This window comes from Allofournierella sp. CML151, from assembly GCF_027853465.1.
In the GTDB taxonomy this organism is placed as follows: domain Bacteria; phylum Bacillota; class Clostridia; order Oscillospirales; family Ruminococcaceae; genus Allofournierella.
The window spans coordinates 143,658-165,823 of record NZ_JAPNNW010000002.1; the positions used below are offsets into that span (position 1 = coordinate 143,658).

Annotated in this window: 22 protein-coding genes; 1 reads left to right on the forward strand and 21 read right to left on the reverse strand. The window is 62.6% G+C overall.

Annotated features, from left to right (window positions below):
• Window positions 1–22 precede the first annotated feature (22 nt).
• The 12 genes from PH256_RS02375 to PH256_RS02430 all read right to left on the reverse strand — a co-directional run bounded on the left by PH256_RS02375 (window position 23) and on the right by PH256_RS02430 (window position 10,626).
• Complete coding sequence (locus tag PH256_RS02375; RefSeq protein WP_270912915.1) at window positions 23–1,117, reverse strand: FtsW/RodA/SpoVE family cell cycle protein; 1,095 nt, start codon at window positions 1,115–1,117, stop codon at window positions 23–25.
• Between the two features lie 154 nt (window positions 1,118–1,271).
• A complete protein-coding gene (locus PH256_RS02380) occupies window positions 1,272–2,210 on the reverse strand; it encodes a penicillin-binding transpeptidase domain-containing protein (RefSeq protein ID WP_270912833.1) in 939 nt (312 codons plus the stop codon).
• Between the two features lie 88 nt (window positions 2,211–2,298).
• On the reverse strand, window positions 2,299–2,592 hold the full coding sequence (locus PH256_RS02385; protein WP_087183300.1) for an ArsR/SmtB family transcription factor: 294 nt from the start codon (window positions 2,590–2,592) through the stop codon (window positions 2,299–2,301).
• A 3-nt stretch (window positions 2,593–2,595) separates the two neighbouring features.
• Window positions 2,596–3,246 carry a 4Fe-4S binding protein gene (locus PH256_RS02390; RefSeq protein WP_270912835.1) on the reverse strand — a complete coding sequence of 217 codons (651 nt, stop codon included), beginning with the start codon at window positions 3,244–3,246 and terminating at the stop codon, window positions 2,596–2,598.
• Window positions 3,243–3,449: a 4Fe-4S binding protein gene (locus PH256_RS02395; RefSeq protein WP_270912836.1), complete on the reverse strand. Its 207-nt coding sequence runs from the start codon at window positions 3,447–3,449 to the stop codon at window positions 3,243–3,245. The genes PH256_RS02390 and PH256_RS02395 overlap by 4 nt, the downstream gene beginning before the upstream one ends.
• Before the next feature lie 256 nt (window positions 3,450–3,705).
• A complete protein-coding gene (gene nagE / locus PH256_RS02400) occupies window positions 3,706–5,148 on the reverse strand; it encodes an N-acetylglucosamine-specific PTS transporter subunit IIBC (RefSeq protein ID WP_087183298.1) in 1,443 nt (480 codons plus the stop codon).
• A 106-nt stretch (window positions 5,149–5,254) separates the two neighbouring features.
• Complete coding sequence (locus tag PH256_RS02405; protein WP_270912837.1) at window positions 5,255–5,512, reverse strand: HPr family phosphocarrier protein; 258 nt, start codon at window positions 5,510–5,512, stop codon at window positions 5,255–5,257.
• A 4-nt stretch (window positions 5,513–5,516) separates the two neighbouring features.
• Entirely contained in the window at window positions 5,517–7,130 is a 1,614-nt protein-coding gene (gene ptsP, locus PH256_RS02410; RefSeq protein WP_270912838.1) for a phosphoenolpyruvate--protein phosphotransferase, read from the reverse strand.
• A 21-nt stretch (window positions 7,131–7,151) separates the two neighbouring features.
• Window positions 7,152–7,646, reverse strand: coding sequence for a PTS sugar transporter subunit IIA (locus PH256_RS02415; RefSeq protein ID WP_270912839.1), 495 nt, complete (start codon window positions 7,644–7,646; stop codon window positions 7,152–7,154).
• 81 nt (window positions 7,647–7,727) lie between these two features.
• Window positions 7,728–8,561, reverse strand: a complete 834-nt coding sequence (locus PH256_RS02420) for a PRD domain-containing protein (RefSeq protein WP_087183295.1) — start codon at window positions 8,559–8,561, stop codon at window positions 7,728–7,730.
• 263 nt (window positions 8,562–8,824) lie between these two features.
• Window positions 8,825–9,565 (reverse strand): copper homeostasis protein CutC, encoded by a 741-nt coding sequence (locus tag PH256_RS02425; protein ID WP_270912840.1) that lies wholly within the window; start codon window positions 9,563–9,565, stop codon window positions 8,825–8,827.
• Window positions 9,566–9,624: 59 nt separating this feature from the next.
• Window positions 9,625–10,626, reverse strand: a complete 1,002-nt coding sequence (locus tag PH256_RS02430; RefSeq protein ID WP_270912841.1) for a helix-turn-helix transcriptional regulator — start codon at window positions 10,624–10,626, stop codon at window positions 9,625–9,627.
• A gap of 172 nt (window positions 10,627–10,798) precedes the next feature.
• On the opposite strand from PH256_RS02430, the gene PH256_RS02435 reads away from it, so the two are divergent.
• Entirely contained in the window at window positions 10,799–11,146 is a 348-nt protein-coding gene (locus PH256_RS02435) for a helix-turn-helix domain-containing protein (RefSeq protein ID WP_087183292.1), read from the forward strand.
• A gap of 129 nt (window positions 11,147–11,275) precedes the next feature.
• On the opposite strand, the gene PH256_RS02440 is transcribed toward PH256_RS02435, so the two are convergent.
• The 9 genes from PH256_RS02440 to asnB all read right to left on the reverse strand — a co-directional run bounded on the left by PH256_RS02440 (window position 11,276) and on the right by asnB (window position 22,023).
• The gene (locus PH256_RS02440) at window positions 11,276–11,875 is read right to left on the reverse strand and encodes a hypothetical protein (RefSeq protein ID WP_270912842.1); all 600 of its coding nucleotides are present in this window, start codon (window positions 11,873–11,875) and stop codon (window positions 11,276–11,278) included.
• Window positions 11,872–12,567 (reverse strand): hypothetical protein, encoded by a 696-nt coding sequence (locus PH256_RS02445; RefSeq protein ID WP_270912843.1) that lies wholly within the window; start codon window positions 12,565–12,567, stop codon window positions 11,872–11,874. Before PH256_RS02445 ends, PH256_RS02440 begins: the two co-directional genes overlap by 4 nt.
• A 107-nt stretch (window positions 12,568–12,674) precedes the next feature.
• Window positions 12,675–14,183 carry a recombinase family protein gene (locus tag PH256_RS02450; protein WP_270912845.1) on the reverse strand — a complete coding sequence of 503 codons (1,509 nt, stop codon included), beginning with the start codon at window positions 14,181–14,183 and terminating at the stop codon, window positions 12,675–12,677.
• Window positions 14,180–14,314: a hypothetical protein gene (locus tag PH256_RS02455; RefSeq protein ID WP_255396667.1), complete on the reverse strand. Its 135-nt coding sequence runs from the start codon at window positions 14,312–14,314 to the stop codon at window positions 14,180–14,182. Before PH256_RS02455 ends, PH256_RS02450 begins: the two co-directional genes overlap by 4 nt.
• A complete protein-coding gene (locus PH256_RS02460) occupies window positions 14,311–15,672 on the reverse strand; it encodes a peptidoglycan D,D-transpeptidase FtsI family protein (RefSeq protein ID WP_270912847.1) in 1,362 nt (453 codons plus the stop codon). Before PH256_RS02460 ends, PH256_RS02455 begins: the two co-directional genes overlap by 4 nt.
• 95 nt (window positions 15,673–15,767) lie before the next feature.
• The gene (locus PH256_RS02465) at window positions 15,768–16,736 is read right to left on the reverse strand and encodes a hypothetical protein (protein ID WP_270912848.1); all 969 of its coding nucleotides are present in this window, start codon (window positions 16,734–16,736) and stop codon (window positions 15,768–15,770) included.
• The gene (locus PH256_RS02470) at window positions 16,733–18,490 is read right to left on the reverse strand and encodes an Hsp70 family protein (protein ID WP_270912849.1); all 1,758 of its coding nucleotides are present in this window, start codon (window positions 18,488–18,490) and stop codon (window positions 16,733–16,735) included. Before PH256_RS02470 ends, PH256_RS02465 begins: the two co-directional genes overlap by 4 nt.
• Window positions 18,491–18,581: 91 nt before the next feature.
• Window positions 18,582–20,060, reverse strand: a complete 1,479-nt coding sequence (locus tag PH256_RS02475) for a UDP-N-acetylmuramoyl-L-alanyl-D-glutamate--2,6-diaminopimelate ligase (protein ID WP_270912850.1) — start codon at window positions 20,058–20,060, stop codon at window positions 18,582–18,584.
• Window positions 20,061–20,190: 130 nt separating this feature from the next.
• On the reverse strand, window positions 20,191–22,023 hold the full coding sequence (gene asnB / locus PH256_RS02480) for an asparagine synthase (glutamine-hydrolyzing) (protein WP_270912851.1): 1,833 nt from the start codon (window positions 22,021–22,023) through the stop codon (window positions 20,191–20,193).
• Window positions 22,024–22,166: the final 143 nt, after the last annotated feature.

Sequence of the window (22,166 nt, forward strand, 5' to 3'; positions counted from 1 at the left end):
TGACGGAATGAAAAACAACAAACTAATATTTTTCCTGCAGTCCCTGCCTGCTCACCGAGAGCACAATGCCCATCTCGCCCAGCAGCATCATCAGACTGGTGCCGCCGGAGGAGAAAAAGGGCAGGCTGATGCCGGTGTTGGGGATGGTATTGGTGACCACCGCCATATTCAGCACCGCCTGCATCACCACCTGGACCACAAAGCCCACCGTGAGCAGGGCACCGAATTTATCGGGCGCGCGCAGGGCAATCACCGCCCCCCGCAACAGCAGCAGCACGAACAACAGGATGACCAGGCAGGCCCCGATAAAGCCCAGCTCCTCGCAGAGGATGGAGAAGATAAAATCATTCTGGGGTTCGGGCACATACAGGTACTTCTGGCGGCTGTTGCCCAGTCCCAGACCGGTGGCTCCCCCGCTGCCGATGGCATACAGGCTCTGGATGGTCTGGTGACCGTCGCCCAATGGGTCGGAAAAGGGATCAATCCAGCTGGACAGCCGGTCCGCCGCGTAGGGTACCAGATCCGGCAGAAGGATCACCGCACTGGCAATGGCCGCCGCCCCCAGCCCGCCTGCCAGGGCAAACCAGCGCATGCCGGTGCCGCCCACGAACATGAGCACCGCCCCGATGCCGAACAGCAGCAGCGTGCCGGAAAGGTGGGGCTCCAGCAGCATGAGCACCGCCAGCACTCCCAGAATGGCGGCGAAGGGCAGCACGCCCACCGAGAACCGCTTCATCCGCTGGTGGTTCAGCGAGATGATGTGGCTGAAGGTGAGGATCACGGAAAATTTTGCAATTTCACTGGGCTGCAAAGTCCCCAGGCCGGGCAGCACAATCCACCGCTTGCAGCCGTTGTATTCCGGCATGAAGAGCACCACCACCAGCAGCACCAGCGAAAGGCCCAGCATGGGCCAGGCCAGCTTGTGGTAGATGTGGTAGTCCACCCGGCTGGCCAGATACAGCGCGATCAGTCCCACCGCCGCGAACAGCAGCTGCGGCCGGATGTAGGCGAAGGCATCATTCCGGCGGTAGAGAGCCACTGCATAGCTGGCACTGTACAGCATCACCAGCCCGAAGGCCACCAGGGTGAGGACCAGCACCAGAAAGGGCAGGTCCATGGGCGGGAGCCGGTAACCCAGCAGCTCCCGAAAAAAACGTTTGGTCGGCCCGGGAGCGGCCTGCTGCCCGCCCCGGTGTTGCCGGATCTGCTCCATGGAGCATTCCTCCTTTTTTCGGCTCGTTTTGTGGCAGTATGGACCGGCGCGCCGCCTGCTATTCCGGCTGCACGTCGTCGCCGTCCGGCGGGGTGGTGGGGTCCCGGAACTCCACCGTGACCGCCGTGCCCATGACCGCGCTCTCTCCGGCCTGCAGACTCTGGCTCACCGCCACCGCCTCTTCGCTCTGCACCGCCCCCACAGCCACCAGGTTCAAGCCCGCGCCCTGCAGGCTGGCCTGCACCTGGGTCAGGCTCTGGCCGTCGATGGCGGGCACCTGGGTAGCCAGCAATTCCATGCCCTCCTCGGTGTACAACAGCACCGTGCTGCCCCGGGGCATGGTCTGCCCAGCGGCCGGGTATTGCTCCACCACCGAATCCCCACTGCCCAGCACCTTGGCCGCAAAGCCGCTTTCCTGCAGCTGGGCTACCGCGTGCTCCGCATTCTTGCCGGTGGTATTCGGTATAACCGCCTCCATCCGCTCCTTCTCCGCCTGGGTATAATGGCGGGGGGTGTCGTAATATTCCAGGGTGTCCGCGATCACCCGGGCCACCACCGGGCCCGCCAGCGTACCGCCGCTGGTGGTGTAGGTGTGAGGTTCGTCCAACACAATGAGCACCGCGATGCGTGGGTCCTCGATGGGGGCCACCCCGATGAAGCTGGCCACCCGGGCTTTTTCATCCTCCGAGTCCAGCTTCTGACTGGTGCCGGATTTGCCGCCCACTGCGTAGCCCGCCACATAGGCGTTCCTGCCGCCGCCCTCCAGCACCACGCTTTGCATCAGCTGGCGCATGGTGGCGCTGGCCTCCTCGCTGATGACCTGCCGCTTCACGGTGGGCTCGGTCTGCTGAATCACATCCCCCTGGGGGCTCACCACCTGTTCCACCACGTAGGGCTGCATCAGCTTACCCCCGTTCACAATGGCGCTCACTGCCGTGATCACCTGGATGGGCGTAATCTTGCTGGACTGACCGAAGGCACAGCTTGCCAGCTCCACCGGACCCGTCCGGTGGTTCCGTTTGACTAAAAAAGCGGCGGGAAGCAGTTTTCCGCTTCCCGCCGCTTTAATGTTATTAATAATGTATTTATAGACCGGTTTCGCTGCAATACTCCTTTTTCAGCAGCGCCATCAGCGCATACAGCCGCTCATCCTTGATGGAATAGCGCACGAACTGGCCCTGTTTTTCGGCCTGGACCAGCTGGCCTGCCCGCAGCTTTTGCAGATGCTGTGAAAGCGCCGGCCCGCTGATGCCCGGCACCGCCCCGGCCAGTTCGCCCACCGTCATGGGCTTTTCCAGCAGGGCGCACAGGATCAGCAGCCGGTTCTCATTGGCCAGCTGACCCATCAGTTCTGCAATCTGCCGTGCCTGTTCCCGCATGGCTCACGCCTCCTTTTTGCCGCACCCGGCACAGCCCGCGCACCCGTTGGCAGAGCAGGCAGACTGCACTTTGTCCTCCCGGGGGGCGCGCAGCTTACAGATCAGCTGGGTCATGGTACCCATGGGGCAGAACACACACCAGCTGCGGGGCTTGAAGAGCGCCATCACGATCCAGCCGATCAGGTTGGAGGTGAGCATCAGGCTGTAGAACCCGAAGGCGAACTGGGCCACCCAGGGCGCCGCCTCCCCGTTGTAGGCCCAGTCCCAGGGCAGGCGGAAGGTCCAGAACAGCTTGACCGTCTCGCTCAGATTCTGCGCCCCGGAGCCCACCAGGTAAGTGACCCAGAGCATCTGGAAGAACATGGCGAAGAAGAAAATGAGGAACCCATACCGGAACCACTTGGAGCGCATCCAGTTCGGGGTGGGGCGGTTGGCGCTGAGCTTCAGCTTGCCGCCCAGCAGCGAGAGGAACTGCCCCCGGTCGCAGTAGCGGTTGCAGTAAAGCTTGCTGCCGCCAAAGATGGCGATGAACAGCGGCAGGCAGAAGAAGATCATGCCCAGCCAGGCAAACAGAATGTTGAAAAAGCCCAGCGCCAGATAGATGGGCGTGACAATCCACAGGTAGTCGTACCAGTGCTTTTGCTGCTTCTTCACGGCTGCATCCCCCTTTCCTTCAGTTCAATGGCCCCTGCCGGGCATTCCTTGGCACAGCGGCCACAGCCCACGCAGCGGGCTTCATCCACCCGAGCCTCCACTCCGTGCCACACGGCGATGGCCTCCATCGGGCACACCTTCACACAGCAGCCACAGGCCACACAGTGATCCCGGTCCACCCGGGCATAACGTTTTGACGGCATATGTTCCCCCTTGCCGCGCACACCGGGCCAGGGTTGACCGGGTCGCGCTCGTTATTTAAGTATTTAAGCAAATACTAATATAATAAACTTCGCCGGTTCTGTCAAGCCCTGGGCAAAAAAACGGCCAAGGCCGCATCCGCTGCCTGGCAGGGATGCGGCCTTGACCGCTTGTATGAAGTTGGGACGGGCGGATGCGGCCTGCCTTGTGGGCCCAGGCAGCCGCGGCTCAAACGCCCCGAGTTCAAAAAATTGATGCTTACTTGACCAGTTTCTTGAACTCGTCAGCCACGAACTGGACCTTGGGTCCGATGATGACCTGAACGCTGGTCTTGCCCGGGCGAACCACGCCCGCAGCGCCGGAAGCCTTGATCTTCTTCTCATCCACCAGCAGGCGGTCCTTGACCTCCAGACGCAGGCGGGTGATGCAGTTGTCAACGCTGGTCACGTTCTCAGCGCCGCCAACGCCTTCCAGGATGGCAGCGGCCATAGCAGCGTAGTTGCTGCTGCCCAGCTCGATGTTCATCTCGGCGGCAGTGTCGTCGTCCTCACGGCCGGGGGTCTTCAGATCCAGCTTGGTGATCAGCACGCGGAAGATCACGTAGTACAGAACGAAGAATACCAGGCCGATGGGGATCAGCAGCCAGGAGTTCATGGCGAAGGGAGCCTTGAAGCTCAGGAACCAGTCAACAAAACCGGCGCTGAAGTTGAAGCCCGCACGGATGGGCAGGGCGGCCACGATGCCAACAGACAGACCGGTCAGCAGAGCGTGAACAACGTACAGAGCGGGAGCCAGGAACATGAAGGAGAACTCCATGGGCTCGGTAACACCAGTCAGGAAGGAGCACAGGGCAACGGACAGCAGGATGCCGGCGGTAACCTTCTTCTTCTTGTCCTTGGCGGTGTGATACATGGCCAGGGCAGCACCGGGCAGACCGAACATCATGACGGGGAAGAAGCCAGCCTGGTACATACCGGTCTGACCCAGAACGCCGCCTTCCATGGTGCCCCAGAACTTGCCGATATCGTTGATGCCGGCAACGTCAAACCAGAACACGCTGTTCAGAGCGTGGTGCATGCCGATGGGGATCAGCAGACGGTTCAGGAAACCGTAGATGCCGGCGCCCACAGCGCCCATGCCCAGAACGCTCTCGCCAACCCATACCAGGAAGCCGTACACAACAGGCCATACGAAGTACAGGGGGATGCAGACCACCAGAGTGGTGAGCACGGTCATGATGGGCACGAAACGACGGCCCGCGAAGAAGCCCAGGAAGTCGGGCATGTTGGTCTTGTAGAACTTGTTGTAGCATCCGGCAGCAATCAGGCCGCACAGGATACCGATGAACTGGTTGTTGATCTTGCTGAACGCCGCGGGAACGGTGGCGTCAGCGCCCAGGATCAGCTGCACCACACCGGTGCCGAGCATGGTCTGCACGGTCAGCCAGGAGATGATGGCAGCCAGTGCGGAAGTACCTTCCTGATCCTTGGACATGCCGATGGCTACGCCCAGAGCGAACAGAATGGCCATGTTGTCGATCAGGATGCCGCCAGCCTTAATGAGCAGCAGAGCCAGCAGGCTGTTGGCGCCCCATCCGGAGGGATCGATCCAGTAACCAATACCCATCAGGATACCGCCGATCGGCAGGCAGGCAACGGGCAGCATCAAAGACTTGCCCAAGCGTTGCAAAAATCGCATCATAAGTAATATCCTCCTAACACAGATCCCGGTGCCCGGCCGCAACGCCGGGGCACCGAATTATCAGCACAGGGACGGCCGGCCCACAGCCGCCCCTCTTTGCCCAAACTTACAGGTTGGCCTTCAGGAACTCGGCCATGGAGGCAGCCGCAGCCTCCTCATCGGCGCCGTCGAAGGTCAGGGTCAGCTCCATGCCCTGCTTGGCAGCCAGCTTCATCACACCCATGATGCGCTTGGCATCCACGGAGGCGCCGTTCACCGCAACGGTCACGTTGCAGGCATTCTTGGCGGCCTCTTTCACCAGCAGGCCGGCGGGACGGGCATGCAGGCCCAGGGGATCGGCGATCACATGTTTGATTTCTTTCATCAGATTATACCTCGCTTTCGCAAACTTTCTTTCTCAATTCCAAAACCCGGCCGGGCGATACCGACAGCTCGTCGTAGCCCATTTCCAGGAAGGTTTCCGTCAGGGAGAGATCCGCGCCCAGCTCGCCGCAGATACCGCACCAGATGCCCTCGGCATGAGCGTTCTCGGCGATCATGCGCAGCAGTGTCAGCACCGCAGGATGATGGGGATCGTAGAACTCATCCAGCTTGGCGTTCTGCCGGTCGATGGCCAGGGTGTACTGGGTCAGGTCGTTGGTGCCCACGCTGAAGAACTGGACCTCCTTGGCCAGCTCACGGCTGAGCACCGCGGCGGCGGGAGTCTCGATCATAATGCCCAGCTCCACCTCACCGAAGGCGATGCCCTCGGCGGCCAGCTCGGCCTTGATGGTCTCGCAGAAGGCCTTGATGCGGCGAACCTCGTCCACCGAGATGATCATGGGGAACATGATGCACACGGGGCCGAAGGCGCTGGCCCGGTAGATGGCCCGCAGCTGCGGCCGGAAGATGTCCTCCCGGGTGAGGCAGATGCGGATGCCCCGGTAGCCCAGGGCGGGGTTTTCCTCGTGCTCCAGGCCGAAGTAGTCCACCTGCTTGTCGGCGCCGATGTCCAGAGTGCGGATGACCACCGGGCGGCCCTGCAGGCTTTCCACCACCTTGCGGTAGGCCTCAAACAGCTCTTCCTCTGTGGGGAAATTGTCGCGGCCCAGATAGAGGAACTCGCTGCGCAGCAGGCCCACGCCCTCGGCGTCGCCCTCCAGCACGTACTTCACGTCGTCCGGGTTGCCGATGTTGGCAAACAGCTTCAGCTTGCGGCCGCTCTTGGAAACGGTGGGCTTGCCACGATAGGCCTCCAGCTGCTGGCGGTAGGCCTGGGCCTCATCCCGCTTTTTCTCCATGGCAGCCTGGGTTGCCTCGTCCGGCTCGATGTAGTAACGGCCCTCGAAGCCGTCCACAATCATCATCTTGCCGTCCAGCTCGTCGTCCAGAGTGATCTGAGCCTGCACCAGAGAGGGAATGTTCATGATGCGGGCCAGAATGGCGGTGTGGCTGTTGGAAGAGCCCTGGCGGGTCACAAAGGCCAGGATCTTATCCTTGGGCAGCTGCACGGTCTCGCTGGGGGTCAGGTCCTCGGCCACCAGGATGCCGGGCTCCTCCATGGAGAAGCCGGTCTTGCCGCCGCACAGGATGTTCACCAGGCGGGTGGCCATGTCCTTCACGTCCACCGAGCGGGCCTGCATGTAGGCGTCGTCCATGGCGGCAAAGGCTGCGCTGAAGGCATCGCCGGTCTCGTGAGCCGCCTGGGCAGCGCTTGCGCCGCCGGCGATCATGTCCTGCACGCCCTCCAGATAATCCAGGTCGTCCAGCATCATCATCTGAACGTCCAGGATCATGGCCTGCTCCTCGCCGATCTCCCGCTTGGTCTTTTCAAACAGCTCGGTCAGCTGAGCACGGGCCGTCTCGCGGGCCTCGTCGAATTTCTTCTGCTCGGTGGCGGCGTCGCCGCAGGAGCCGGGCAGCTCCGCCTGCTGATGGCGGTACACATAGGCACGGCCGATGGCCACGCCGGAAAATACGGGTCTACCGGTACCCTCACGCATTGCGTTTGTACTCCTCTCTTATTATTCCTTGACCAGGGTCAGAATGGGGTCGCCCTCGCTCACGGCAGCGCCGGTGTGGGCATTCACTTCCTTGTAGTCTGCGGTGTTGCAGATTACCATCGGGGTGATGGTGTCGAAACCGGCAGCGGCCACAGCCTCCCGGTCGAACTCGATCAGCAGCTGGCCTGCGGTTACGTGGTCGCCGGTCTTGGCATGGGTGGTGAAATGCTCGCCCTTCAGGGAGACGGTCTCCAGACCCACGTGGATCAGCACCTCAGCGCCGCAGTCTGCCTTCAGGCTCACTGCGTGGCCGGTGTCGAACATCAGGTCTACAGTGGCGTCGCAGGGAGCGACTACACGGTTGCCGGTGGGCTTCACCGCAACGCCCTTGCCCAGGATCTCCTCACCGAAGGTGGGGTCGCTCACCTGGTTCAGGGGAACGGCCTCGCCGGCCACCGGCGCGCCCAGGGTGATGTCGCTGGATTTCTTGCCAAACAGTTTGTCGAAAATGCCCATGATAATGGTTCCTTCCTTCTAAATGTTATACAGAATCGAATTTCTTCGGGGTAGCTTAATTATTGTTACGCGCCGCAGCGCTCAAACTTTCCTGCAGGTGCGGTGCAGGCTGGCGGCCAGATAGGCCGCTTCCTCGGCGGGCAGCTTGGTGCCGCTGCGCCGGCCCAGACCTTCCACGATCTGCTGGGCACAGTGGAATTCCTCCGGGTAGCACCGGCGCACCGCCTCCACAAACTGCGGGTCCCTCTGGGTCTGCTCCTGGCCGGAAAACGCCCGGAATACCAGAAATTTCAGATGCACGGTGAACTCGTCGTAAAAGCCGCTTTCCTGGTCCAGGTTCAGCCGGGGCCAGCCCGCCAGACTGGTGAGCACATCGTGCAGGGTCTGGGTGATGCGCAGGGTATCCTGAATGGAGTTCTCATACTCCGCATTCACCAGATGCAGCGCAATGTTGGCGGCCTCGTCATCCGGAAAACGGATGCCCAGCTCCTGCCAGAGCAGCTCCAGGCCGTATTTGCCCAGCGCATACTCCCGCGGGTAGAAGGTTCGAACCTCAGCCAGCAGCGTGTTCTGGAACACGGTGCCCTGGCGCAGGCGCTCGATGGCAAAACAGATGTGGTCGGTGAGGGTCAGATAGACGCTGGGGCAGAGCCTGCGGCCCAGATCCTCGGTGGCCCGGTCCACAATGCGGCTGCACAGCTCGATCTGCTGGGGCGGCAGGGTGGAAAACAAATCGGTCAGGCGGCGGGCTTCGTCCGGCGTCTGCATGCGGAACAGCTTTTCCGCCTTGGCTTCATCCAGCTCATCGCCGCTGCGAAGAGAAAACCCCAGCCCGCGGCCCATGGCGATCACTTCCTGGCCATTTTCGTCCAGGCAGGACACAACGTTATTGTTGATGGATTTCAATACCTTCATTCGCACGTTCCTCTCGCCCCGGTCAAAGCAATAAAAAAACCATATTCAAAACCCTCCTCCGCGTTTGCGGAAGAGATGCGTTTGAATATGGTCTTGCCTGCCGTACAGTAACAACCCACTGTTCTTGTCAGCTAAATCTTACCAATCCGTTCACAGACTGTCAATATTTTTCCAGAGAATCGAATTCTTTTCTATTGTTTACACAAACATTTTTTCGCTAATTTGTGCAATTCATGCCTTGAAATTTGGTTTGATTTATGGCCTTACAGGTTTGCCAGCAGCTCTTTTGCCTGCCGCACCAGGGCAGGATCGGTGTATTCCCGCAGATATTCGTCCGCCACAGGCAGGCCCATGGGCACACCCTGGCGACGGAAGGTCATGGGGCTTTCCACCGCTTTTTTTGCAGAAAAATGGAACTGGCGCACGCCGGCGGCGGCCAGCTTCTCCATGTTGCCGGGATTTACGCCGCTGCCCGCCAGGATGTTCACCCGGCCATCGCCCCGCTCCACCAGCTGAGCCAGCAGCGGAATGCCCTGCTCCGCCTTGGCCTGCTGGCCGGAGGTGAGGATGGTATCAAAGCCCAGCTCCACCGCGTCCTCCAGTGCCTCGAAGGGGTCCCGGCAGACGTCAAAGGCCCGGTGCAGGGTGCGGTGCAGCCCGCCCGCAGCAGCCGAGCAGCGGGCCAGGAAATCCTTATCCAGCGCGCCGTTCGGCAGCAGGGCCCCCAGCACCACGCCGTTCACGCCCAGGGCGCGGCACTGCTCAATCTCCCACAGGGTAGCCTCCTGTTCGGCGGGGGTGAAGCAGAAATCCCCGAAGCGGGGCCGCAGCAGCACGTTCACCGGAATGTGCACCTGGTCCATGACCTGGCGCACCAGCGCGATGGAGGGGCTGGTGCCCCCGATGATCAGATTGCCGCACAGCTCCAGCCGGTCGGCGCCGCCCGCCTGGGCGGCCAGGGCGGATTCCAGCGAATCCACGCAAATCTCCAGCAGATGTTCCATGGTAGTAACTCCTTTTTGCTTGGCCCCGGTCCGGCAGGTTCCGGGACGGCCATTTTGGGTTATTGTACACCATGCGCCGGATCAGGGCAAGCGGGAGCGGCATTCTCCGCTTCATTTTTTTCCAGCTCCACCCAGTCTCCCTGGCTTTTCAGCCACATATCCAGCCCGTTGCCGCTGAACACCTCCGCCTCCGCGATGGGGTAGCCGCGGCTGTCGTGCCCGACCACCCGGCTGGTGGGCAGCCGGTCCAGCACTGCCTCCAGATTGGGCCCGGTGTAAATAAAGCGCACCTTTTCCAGCTTGCCGCCGTACATGAACTGGATGCGCTTGCGCATCTCGCCCTCCTGGAACCGGTCCTTGTAGGGCACCCGGAAATGCTCGTCGGTCACCTGCAGGCCGCTGATCCGGTCGATCCGGTAGATGGTCGGGCTTTTATCCTGGGGATTATCGAAATGCTCCTGCCGGTCGATGCCCCGGATAAACGCCGCCAGATAAAAATAATATTCGCTGAACAGAATGCCCACCGGCTCCACCACCCGCTCGCAGGAAGTGCCGTCCATCTTGCTGTAGCAGAAGCGCAGTACCCGCTGCTCTTTCACGGCAGTACCCAGCTGCCAGAGCGATTCGATGAACCGGCGGCCATGATGGGGCTCCACATAGTGAAACCGCTCGTTCTGGATCAGGGCCACCACCTGCTGCAGCTGCGCAGCGGGAGTGCAGCCCTGGATGAGCTTATCCAGAATGGGGAACATTTCCTCCTTGACCATGGAGCGGCTCTCCAGCAGAATCTTGCACACGGCCAGCACTTCACTGTTGGTCAGGCTGGTGGGCTCCTGCCGGGTGAGCCGGTAGCCCTTCACCTGGGGATCGTATACCACCTCCCGGCCGTCACGGCCTTCGGCGAAAAAGGCCTTCAGGTCGTCCAGATCCCGCTGGATACTCTTTTCGGTCACCCCAAAACTGGCGGCATACTCCTTTTTATTGATCACCCGCCCCGCTAAAAGCTCCTGCTGCAGGCTCAGAAGCCGGTGCTGTTTGTGGGCCACGCCGGTATCGTTCACGCCATTCCCTCCTATGATAAAACAAAAATTGTTATTATTTGCTCTTTCAGTATACCCGCTGACTTAATACTTTTCAATATAGTTCATAATATCAATACTAATTTGAACACAGCTTTCAAATACACTAAAGTAAAGAAAACACAATCAAAACATACACACAAGGGAGAGAGACATGGCAGAAAGCAAAGCGATCGCACAGCAGGTGGGCGCGCGCATCCGTCAGCTGCGCACGGAACGGGGCATGAGCCTGGAAAAGCTGGCGCTGGAATGCGGCATGAATCCTGCCTTCCTGGGTCATGTGGAGCGCGGTCTGCGCTGCCCCACCGTATATACCCTGGCTCGGGTCTGCGGCGGGCTGGGCGTCAGCCTGGCCGAGCTGTTCCTGGCCGGGCCGGACCAGGAAACAGACTGTGCCGCCGCCATTCAGCATGTGACTGACCGGATGCGGCAGCTCAGCCCCCGTCAGGCTCAGGCAGTAGCCCGCCTGGTGGACGATGCTCTGGAACTTCTGGACCCCTGAGCACCGGTGTTTTCTATATGCTACGCTTTTATATGGACAAACGTGTGTCCACTCCAGAGTAATTTTACCGAAACCATGAAAAAAACGCGCGGATGCAGCCCAGCGGTATGCATCCGCGCGTTTTTGTTGTCAGGCAAGGCTTTTCGCCAACTGATACCACAGCTGCTCTCTGCCGCGGCCGGCGGTCACTGTGAGCACCGGGACCTGCCGTCCCAGGCAGTCCACCGCCGCCTGCTGCAAGCGCCATTCGCTGTTTTCCTGATGGCGGAACCGGCGCGGGTTCGGCCTGCCCGCCCATCCGGCCTGCACCGCCAGCGCCGGGAATTGTTCCAAAGGCTGCTCCGCCTCCGCGCAGGCCCTGCGCCAGACCCGCCGGGCCCGAAGCCTGCCGCCCCGGCCGGGAGCCGAAAACAGAATCACCAGCTTTTTTCGGCCGGATGTGCCTCCGGTTTGCAGAAAACGAACCAGGCATGCCCGCTGTTCACGGCCCGCCGGGCAGGGCCACAGCCGCCAGTTGCCCAGCTGCTGCGGCACACTGCTTCGATTCCGATGCACTCCCAGAGCCCGCAGCAGCAAGCGCTCCTCCGCGCCCGGCCCACCCAGCAGAAGCAGATCCGCCGGTTGGCTGAACCCCCGCCGGACCAGGCGAAGACATTCTTCCTTCTCCGCTCCGGTCATACCGGTGCACTCCAGCCAGGCGGCAAACGCTCCGAGCGGTGTGTGGCTCACGGCTCCACCGCCATAAGCACCAGACGCAGGCTGTCCGGCTGTTCCAGGCCGAACGCACTTCCCCACAGCACCTCCATACCCCGGGTCTGCTTTACTGTTCCATGCCATAGTTCCACCACCTCTTCCAGCCTGCAATCCACACTGGCCCCGATGCTCACCACCAGCGTTCCTTCCCGGGGCATCCGCCAGCCCTGTGCGGCCAGACCGGCGGCGATGCTTCGATTCTTTTCGCTGCCGCTGGCCTGTGTCATCGCCAGCCGCCCGCGGGAGGCTCCCCGAAGCCGCTGCATCAATGCCTTCCGGTCCAGCGTGGTGGACAGACTTGGCGTGCAGAACAGCTCCTGCAGCGCCTTCAGCTCCTCTTCCGGTTTCAATGCGCTCTGCAGGGTCACACAGCCCCGGGCAGGCAGCAGCCGGGCATTTTTCAGTCCGCCCGGATTCCACAGCACCAGCGCCCCCTGGCGGCGTGCGCGCTCCGCCAGGGCAGCCACCTTCTGATATTCTCCGGCCCCGGCAGTGAGATAGAGCAGCTCCGCACCGGCATCCCGAACAGCACCGGACTGTGCCAGGCTGAAAATGTCTTCCTCACCCTGACCGCAGGCATTCCGGGCGATCCATTCTCCCCGCTCGTCCATTCCCACAGTCAGCAGCCGCATCGGCCGGTTTCGCTGCCCGGTCCAAATATCACACATGGGCTTTCCCCCCTTGTTTTGATCACTGTACCAGTATAGCGGCAGCGATGGACAGGGCCCTGTCCATATTCTTCCATTTTTTCAAAAATTTCGTCTCTGTTTTTCGTTCAAAAAGTGATGCTGTTTTCTGTTTCTCCTTTTGGGCCGGAAAAGGCCAGGCGCAGCTCCACTCGGCCGTTCTCCCCCACAAAAATCCCCCGGAGCAGCTGGCCCAGCAGTGGACGGTCCGGCTGCTCCAGCGCCAGCAGACGCTCCACCCGCCGGGTCAGCCAGTCCAAGGATGGCCCCGACGGCGCCTGGCCCGCAGTCTGCCACCGGCGCCGCAGCTCCTCCTCTTTTCTTTGCAGCCGGGCGGCGGCCGCTGCATACTCTCCCGCGCCGATCAGCCCCTCCAGCCGGTCGGCATAGGCCTGGCGGCGCTGGACCTCCAGCCGGTCCATCCTGGCCTGCAGGCGGGCCGGGTCCGGCCGGTCGGGGCACAGCTGATGCTGCAAACAGGCTGCCAGCCGGGCCGGGTCCGCCGCTGCTTGCAGCAAAGTCCGCAGCTGACCGGCCACCAGCCGCTCCAGTAAATCCTCCCGCAGTCGGTGGGCAGTGCAGCGGGCCGGGTCTCTGGCGTATGTACCGCAGATGAAATAGCAATAGCGCCCCACCCGGTGGGGGTACATCCTCGCTCCACACCCGGCGCAGAAGACAAGACCACTGAGCGGATGCTCCGCTTTTTGCCCTACGTACCGCCGGCTGCCCAGCAGGTTTTGCACCTGCCGGAACTCCTCCCCGCTCACCAGGGGCGGGTGGGCATTTTCACACACCACCCACTGTTCGGGCGGCACGGCTCGCCGGGTGTGGACCTTGTAGCTGGTCATCTCGGTCACATGCTGGGTCAGCGCGCCCCGGTAGGTGGGCAGGGTCAGGATGCGCCGCAGGGTGGCGGTGCTCCACCGGCCCCCTTCCCGCCCCGCCCGCCGGGCCGCCGGGGGCGGAATGCCCTCATCCTCCAGCCGCCGGGCGATTCGCCCCAGCGTTTCCCCGGCCAGAAACAGCCGGTAGATGCGCTGCACCACCGGGGCGGTGTCCTCCTCCGGCAGCAGGTGGTATTTGTCCGCCGGATCGATGCGGTAGCCGTAAGGGGCCTGCCCGCCCAGAAACTTGCCCTCCCTCTGCAGCGTGCGCTTGGCCCGCAGCACCTTAGCGCTGCAGTCCTTGGCATACAGCTCATTGAGCAGGAATTTGAAGACGCTGGGGTCCAGGCTTTCCCGGCTGGCGGTCTGGGTATCATAACCGTCGTTCACCGCAATGTAGCGCACCCCCAGCCGCTGAAAGGTCTCCTCCACCAGGGTGAGCGCCTGACCGCAGTTGCGCCCAAGACGGGAGAGGTCGGTGGTGGCAAAGCAGCGGATGCGGCCGCTTTGCAGCTGTGCCATCAGTCGCTGGAAGCCCGGCCGGTCAAAGTCGGTGCCGGTGTAACCGTCGTCCTGGAATTCCGCCACCACCCGATACCCGTTCTCGGCGGCCCACCGGTGCAGAAAGGCCCGCTGGTTGGCAATGGACCCGCTCTCGCCGCCCTCGCCGTCCGCCGCGCTCAGGCGCAGGTAAAGGGCAATGGGTTCGCTCATCGCTTTCCCTCCTCCTGTTCCCACTCCTCCTGCCAGAGCACAGCGCTCCGGCAAAGGATCTGCCGGACCAGCTCCTCCAGCGCCGGGCCGTTTTCCTCAAAAATCAGCTCCGCCTCCGGCTGCCGCTTCATACCGCCTCTCCTCCTTTCCGGCTTCGCTGTCTTTGCAGCCATTCTATGCTTTGAAAAAACCGGGCATGCGGCGTTTTGGTCAAACCGTTCGCCGGACCCATCCGGTCGGCGGTGTAAAACTCGCTTTTGGCAGGTTCGGCAGGCAGGTCGATGCCGGTGGCCTCCCGCAGACCGAAGGCCGCGAAGTAATCGCAGAAGGCCTCCTTTCCCAGCCGCTGGCCGATCTGAATAAAGCTTTGGTTGCAGCTGTTCTGCAGCGCCTGGGCCAGATTCTGGGGCCCGTGCTGATTCCGGTTGGCACAGTGAAAGCTCACCCCCGCCACCCCGTAGGACTCGCCGCAGAAGAAGCTGTCGCTGGTGGTGACCACGCCCGCGTCCAGCGCGGCGGCAGCGGTGATGAGCTTGAACACCGAGCCCGGCTCGTACAGATCGCTCACCGCCTTGTTCCGCCATTGGGTCTGCTGGGCCAGGGTGAGGGCCTGGGCCCGCTCGTCACCGGTGAGGGCATCCACCTGGGCGCGCACCGTTTCGTCCTGAATCACCCGGGGCTCGTTGGGGTCGTAGTCGGGCTTTGTGGAGATGGCCAGAATGCGGCCGGTGTCCACCTCCATCACGATGCCCACCCCGCGGGCGGAAACATTGTATTCCTTCACCGCTGTGGAAAGGTAGTTTTCCAGATAATGCTGGATGTTCACATCCACCGTGAGCTTCAGGCTGTTGCCCTGCACCGGTTCCACATAGGTGTCGTAGTCGGTGGGCATGTCGTAGCCCCAGGCGTTCTTGGCGCTGAGCACCCGGCCGTCCTGCCCGGTAAGCAAGCTGTTGTACTCCAGCTCCAGCCCGGCCACGCCCTCGTTGTCCACATTGGTAAAGCCCAGCAGGCTGGCGGCGAAATCCCCCTCCGGATACCAGCGCTTGGTGTCCTGCAAAATCAGGATGCCCTGCCAGTCGTTTTCCAGGCAGGCAGCGCGCACCGCGTCGGCGGTTTGCTGGTCCACCCGGCGCTTGAGCAGCGCGTCGTTGCTTTTGCGCTGGCTCAGCTTTTCCAGCACCTCCGCCTCGTCCAGCTCCAGAATCTGCGCCAGCGTGGCGGCCGCTTCGGCCACATCCCCGTCCGCCATCTCCCGGGGTACTGCACGGATGGTCCAGCAGCTGGCGGACACCGCCAGTGGGGTTCCGTTTACGTCCAGGATGTCACCCCTGGGCGCGGGAACCACGCTGTCCCGCAGTTGCTGGCCTGCGGCCCGCTGGGCATAGAAATCGTATTCATGAATCTGCAAATACCAGAGCCGGCCCACCAGAGTGGAAAAGCACACGGCCACAAAAAAACCGGCCGCCAGCCGGGTGCGAAGCTTCATTCCCCGGTCCTGTGCGGCCTGTGGTGTTTGTTTCTGCAAAAAAATCGCCCCCCTTCGCTCATTTATATGAGCCGAAGGGGGGCTGTGATGTGTTTTTACCGGCGGTTGGCCCGCTGCCTTGCCACCAGAGTGGAGCAAAGGCCGAAGGGGGCCGCCAGGATGCTTAAAAAGATGGCGCCCACCGCGTAGTCCAGCGTGGCATCCGGCGCACCGTGCAGGCCCCAGGCGATTGCCATAACGAAAAACCAGAACACAGGGAGCAGCACCACGCTCACGGCCCACAGGCCCGTGATCCGTCTGCCGGGCTGGAGCTGGGTCCAGTCCACCCTCACGCCCTGCATGCCGCACCAGCAAAGCGCGATGAGCAGCAGGGTGGCGCTCACATAGCCGCCCCGCACCAGCTGGAGCAGAATCCCCACCACCAGAACCAGCGAAGCCACACGCCAGCCTCTGCCGCGCTGCGGCCTGGAGGAGGCCTTCGTCGGCCGGTATTCGGGCGACTGCTGCTGGTAGATGGGCTGCCGCTCCAGCGGCTTTGGCTGCTCCGGCGGCTGAGGAGCGGGGGCAGGGCCGTTGCGCCAGGCCTGCTCCTCATAGGTGAGGGGACGGTCCGGCTCGGCCTTCTGCTCCGGCGCAGCCTGCACCGGGGCGGCATCCACCGCCGCGAAGTCGAACTGCTGGCCCTCCTCCTGCTCACCCTGGCCAAGCTGGATGATCTTGCCTGCCCGGCGCTGGGCCCGGCTGGCATACTGCTCCACCGCCTGCTGCTCGGCAGCACGGCGGGCGGCACGGGCAGCCTTGGCGGCAGCGCGGCGGGCCTCGGCGCTGTTCTGCTGCAAGGAAACGGCGGGCGCCGCAGGCGCGGCCGGACTCTCCTGCTCCATCACCGCCATGCTCACGCCCTGGCGGGCGGCCCGCATGGCAGCGGTGAAGGCCTTGTGCAGCGCATCAAAGCCCTCCGGGTCCTCTTCCGGGTGGCAGGTGCGTGTTTTCTGCGCGTAGGCGTGCCGGATAGCCGCCTTATCGGTGGTGGGCGCAATGCCCAAAACCTCCCAGATGCTCATAGCGTTTCGTCCTCATCCTCATCCGAATCATCGTCCGGATCGTCAAAGCCGGAAAAATCCAGCCCCTCCAGCGAGAGGCCGGCCTCCAGCCGGTCCAGCAGGTCCTTGATGCGGGCCCGGGCCCGCAGGATGCGTCCGTTTTCCTGGCTGGCCAGCGCCTCGCCGAACAGCTGCACCGCCTGGCCGATGATCTGACGCTCCTCGCCCAGGGCCTCCTGCCACAACCGCTCGCCCTTGGCCAGCAGCAGGCGGTTCTCCTGCTGGTCCCGGGGATGGATCTTCAGCCCCTTCAGCTCCTTCAGACGGCGGCGGGCCTGCTCCTCGGTCAGGCCGCTGCCCTGCCCCACCAGCACGGTGCTGATGGTCCGGCCGGTGGTCAGGGTGGTGGCCTCCACCTCCAGAATGCCGTTGATGTCGTAGGTAAAGCGCACGTCCGCGCCCTCTTTTCCGGCGGGTGCGGCGGGCACCGGCAGGTCCAGCTCGCCCAGCTTCTGGTTCTCGCGGCAGTACATCTCCTCGCCCTGGAACACCTGGATGCGCAGCCGGGTCTGGCCGTCGCTGGTGGTGTAGTACCGCTCCACCTTGCTGGTGGGCAGGGCGCTGTTGCGCTCGATGATTGGGCTCATGAGCAGGTTGTCCTCATCCGCCGGATTGTACACGCCCACGCCCAGGGTGAAGGGGCAGATGTCGGTAAGGACCAGCTCCTTCAACTCGGTGCGGCGCTCCTTCATGGCGGCGTACATGCCCGCGCCCAGAGCCACCACGGTATCCGGGCTGCCGGGATTGGCCAGCTTCTGGCCCAGCAGGTGGTTTAAGTACTGGCGTACCACCGGCATCTTGCAGCTGCCGCCCACCGGCACCACCGCCTGCAGCTCGCTGGGGGAAAGGCCGCTGTCCTTCAGCGCCCGCAGCAGCGGAGTGCGCATGCGGCTGAACAGGGTCTGGGCCTGCTGAATGAGCATCTGGCCGGTGAGGGCCATGGAGCCCTTCAGGCCCTCCAGCTCCAGCACCATCATGGCCACGGGAGACTGAGTCAGGGTCTGCTTGCACTGCTCGGCCTGCCGCAGCAGAATGGCCCGCTGGCGGGGCTGCAGCGCCTGGTAGTCGATGCCGTTTTTCTGGCAGTACATATGGGCGATGGCTGCGTCGAAGTCGTTGCCGCCCAGGGCGTTGTCGCCGCTGACAGCCAGAATGTTCACCACGTTTTCAAAGCAGTCCACCACCGAGACGTCCAGCGTACCGCCGCCGAAGTCATAGACCAGAAAGGCCGCGTCGCCCTTTTCCGGGTCGTAGCAGGCCAGGGCAGCGGCGCTGGGCTCGTTGATGAGCCGGTCCACGGTGAGGCCGGCCAGCTGGCCCGCCCGCTTGGTGGCGGCGCGCTGGGCATGGTTGAAGTAGGCGGGCACGCTGACCACCGCTTCGGTGACCGGCTCGCCCAGAAAAGCCTCGGCGTCCTGCTTGAGCTGGCGCAGCACCAGAGCGGACAGCTCCTCCGGGCTGTATTCCCGCCCGGCCAGGGTGAACACCCGGTCGGTGCCCATGCTGCGCTTGAACGCGGTGGCGCTGCGCTCCGGGTGGCTGACCAGCCGCTCCCGGGCGGGCGCACCCACCAGCACGGTGCCGTCCTCATCGATGCTCACCGCGCTGGGGGTCAGAGTCTCGCCGTAGGCGTTGGGGATCAGCTGGCTGCGGCCGTCCTTCCAGACGGCGGCCAGACTGTTGGTGGTTCCAAGGTCAATGCCAAGAATGGCCATAGGTCGTTTTCCTGCCTTCTTTCGATAGAATGGCCGGGGCTGCTTGTTGGCAAAGCCGCCCCGGCGTGGCCGCCCGTCCGGGCGGCAGGGGTCATTTCAGCCCGATCTGAGCTGCGTATTCCAGAATCAGCTCCCGCTCCAGGAAGGGAGTCTTTTTGCCCATCCGGTCCCGGTAGGTCTCGTGGCCCTTGCCGATCACCGCGATCAGGTCGCCCTTCTGAGCGTGGTCCAGCGCGTAGTGCAGCGCGTCCAGACGGTCCGGAATCTCCACATAGGGCACATCCGGGTTGCCCTGGGCGATGCCAATCTTGATGTCCTTGATGATCTGGTCCACCGATTCAAAGCGGTTGTTGTCCTCGGTGAGGATCAGGAAGTCCGCCTTGCGGCTGGCCACCTCGCCCATGCCGTAGCGGCGCAGACGGCTGCGGTCGCCGCCGCAGCCGAACAGCACCACCAGCCGCCCCGGCTCATAGGCCCGCAGGGTGGTGAGCAGGCTCTCGGCACCGGCCTCGTTGTGGGCAAAGTCGATGAGCACGGTGAAGTCCTTGCTCACCGGCACCAGCTCCACCCGGCCCTTGACCGAGATGTTCATCAGTCCGTCGTGGATGGCGTCGTGGGCAACGCCCAGCACACGGCCCACCGCGATGGCGGCCAGGCTGTTGTAAACGCTGAACTCGCCGGGCATGTTCACCTTCACGTCCATGTCCTCCCGGCCGGACACATGGAACCGGATGCCCAGGAAGTTCTCTGCCCGCAGCAGGTGCAGCTCGCTGGCCCGGAAGTCGGCCTCGTGGTGCATGCCGTAGGTGACCAGCTTGCAGGTATGACCCGCCAGCAGGGTGCTGCAGTTCTTGTCGTCCACATTCACCACGCCCACGTCACACCGGCGGAACAGCTGGCCCTTCCAGGCCCGGTATTCCTCAAAGCTGGCGTGCTCGCCGGGGCCGCCGATGTGGTCCGGGTACAGGTTGGTGAATACGCCCACCTTGAAATGGATGCCGGTGACCCGGTCCATCATCAGGCCCTGGCTGGAGACCTCCATCACCACGCTGTCGCATCCGGCGGCCAGCATCTCGCTGAACATCTTCTGCAGCTCGTAGCTTTCCGGGGTGGTGTTGACCAGCGCCCGGTTCACGCCCGGGTAGGCCACGCCGTTGGTACCGATGATGCCGCACTTGTGGCCACCCGCGTTCATCACGGAATGGATCATGTGGGCGGTGGTGGTCTTGCCCTTGGTGCCGGTCACGCCGATGGTGATCAGCTTTTCGGCGGGCCGGCCGAAGTAGTTGCAGGAGAGCAGCGCCAGCGCCCGGCGGCTGCTTTCCACCTGCACCACCGTCACGCCCTGGGGCACCTCGTCCAGCTTGTGCTCGATCACCAGCACCGAAGCGCCCTGCTCCGCCACATCCATGGCGTAGTCGTGGCTGTCCCGGTTGGTGCCCACAATACACACAAAGGCCCAGCCGGGCTGTACCTTGCGGGAATCGTAGGCGATGTCCACCACTTCGGTGTCCAGGCTGCCCTGCACCAGCGTGTAGTCCAGCCCATTGAGCAGTTCTTGTAATTTCATGGTCAAATGCCCCCTCTGCTTGATTTGGGATCAATGTGCAGCGGGCGTGCCCACCTCGGGCAGGCCCCTGCTTTTTATGTATGCGCCCGGCGGCGCGGCCTTGCCGCTTTTCGCCGGGGCGGTGTGAGGCTCAGCGCTTCACAAAGTATTCCTCGTACCAGGTCAGGAACATGAACACGCACCAGATCTGGCGCCAGTTGTCCCGCTTTTCGCTCATGTGCTGGTCCAGCATTTTGGTCAGCTCACGGGTGTTGAAAAACTTTTCAGCGGATTCGCTCTGGAATTTTTCCCGCACGATGGCTGCGTACTTTTCCTCCCGCAGCCAGGCACGCACCGGCACCGGGAAGCCCAGCTTTTTCTTGTCGGCGGTCTTTTCCGGAATGCTCCGGGCCGCCGCGCCCCGCAGAGCCATCTTGGTGTGGTCCGCGTCCGCCCGACACTCCACCGGGATGTGCCGCGCCACCTCGAAGACCTCCTTGTCCAGGAAAGGCACCCGCAGCTCCAGGCTGTTGGCCATGCTCATCTTGTCCGCCTTCAAAAGGATGTCCCCCACCATCCACAGGTGCAGGTCGGTGTACTGCATCCGGGTCACCGGGTCCTGCCCGGCGGTCTTTTTAAAATATATTCTGGAAAGATCAGTCGGCTTTTTGCTGCCAGTATAGTGTTTCAGCAGCTGTTTTTTGCGCCGCTCGCCCATCAGGTTGGTGTTGCCGATGTAGCGCTCCTCCAGCGGGCGGGAACGCCGCACCAGGAAATTCACGCCGTGCACCGGGGGCAGCTGCTCCGCCACCGCGCCGATGGCCCGCCGGATGGGCAGGGGGATGTGATCGTACCAGGAGACGGTGAAGGGCTCCTTATAAATGTTATAACCGCCGAAGAACTCGTCCGCGCCCTCGCCGGACAGGCAGACCTTCACCTGTTTGGCAGCCTCCCGGTTCACGAAGTAGAGGGCCACGCTGGCGGCATCCGCCAGAGGCTCGTCCATGTGGTACTGGATGCGGGGCAGGTTCTCCCAATACTCCTCCGGCTCGATGCGGTAGGCGTAGTTCTTCACGCCCATGAACTTGCTGAACTCGGCGGCGTAGTCGGTCTCGTCGTACTGCTTGTTGGCAAAGCCCACGGTGAAGGTCTTGTCCACATGGGCAAGGTAAGCCATGTAGCTGGAGTCCACACCGGAGGACAGGAAGGAACCAACCTCCACGTCGCTGATCTTGTGGGCGGCAACGCTCTGGCGCATGACCTCCTCCACACGGCTCTCCCAGTCGGACAGGCTCTTGCCCTCTTCGGGCTCAAAGCGGGGCTCCCAGTAGCGCTTCACGGTCACCTCGCCCGCCTTCCACAGCAGACTGTGGGCGGGCAGCAGCTTTTTCACGCCTTTAAAGAAGGTGTCCTCCCCCGGGGAATACTGATAACTGAGATACAGCTCCAGCTGGCTCTTGTTCAGCTCCTTTTTGAAGCCGGGATGGGCCAGAAAGCTCTTGATCTCGCTGCCGAAGAGCAGCTCGCCCTCGTCGGTGAGATAGTAGTAGAAGGGCTTGATGCCGAAGTGGTCCCGGGCGCAGAACAGGGTCTGCTCGGCCTCGTTCCAGATGGCAAAGGAGAACATACCTCGCAGCTGGGCCAGCATACCCTCGCCCCACTCCTCGTAGCCGTGGAGCAGGACCTCGGTGTCCGAATGGTCGGTGGAGAAGGTGTGGCCCGCCTCCACCAGCTTAGTGCGCAGCTCCATGAAGTTGTAGATCTCGCCGTTGAACACCACGGCCAGGTTTTTATCCTCGTTGAACATGGGCTGGGCGCCGCCCGCCAGGTCGATGATGGACAGCCGCCGGTGGCCCAGCGCCACCCCGCTGCCGAAATAACTGCCCTCGCCGTCCGGCCCGCGGTGGGCGATGGCGTCGGTCATTGCTTTCAAAATCGCTTCACGCCCGGCACGCATGCCGGTAAAGCCAACAATTCCACACATGATGTGATAGTCCTTTCCCTCATATGGGCAGAGTAGCCCAATTATTTTCTTATTATACTACATTAGGGAACGGTTTAAAAGCTTTGCTTTTGTTTGACAATTCATAAAGAAAAGAAGTAAAATAGAAGGGCTTATGAGCAATA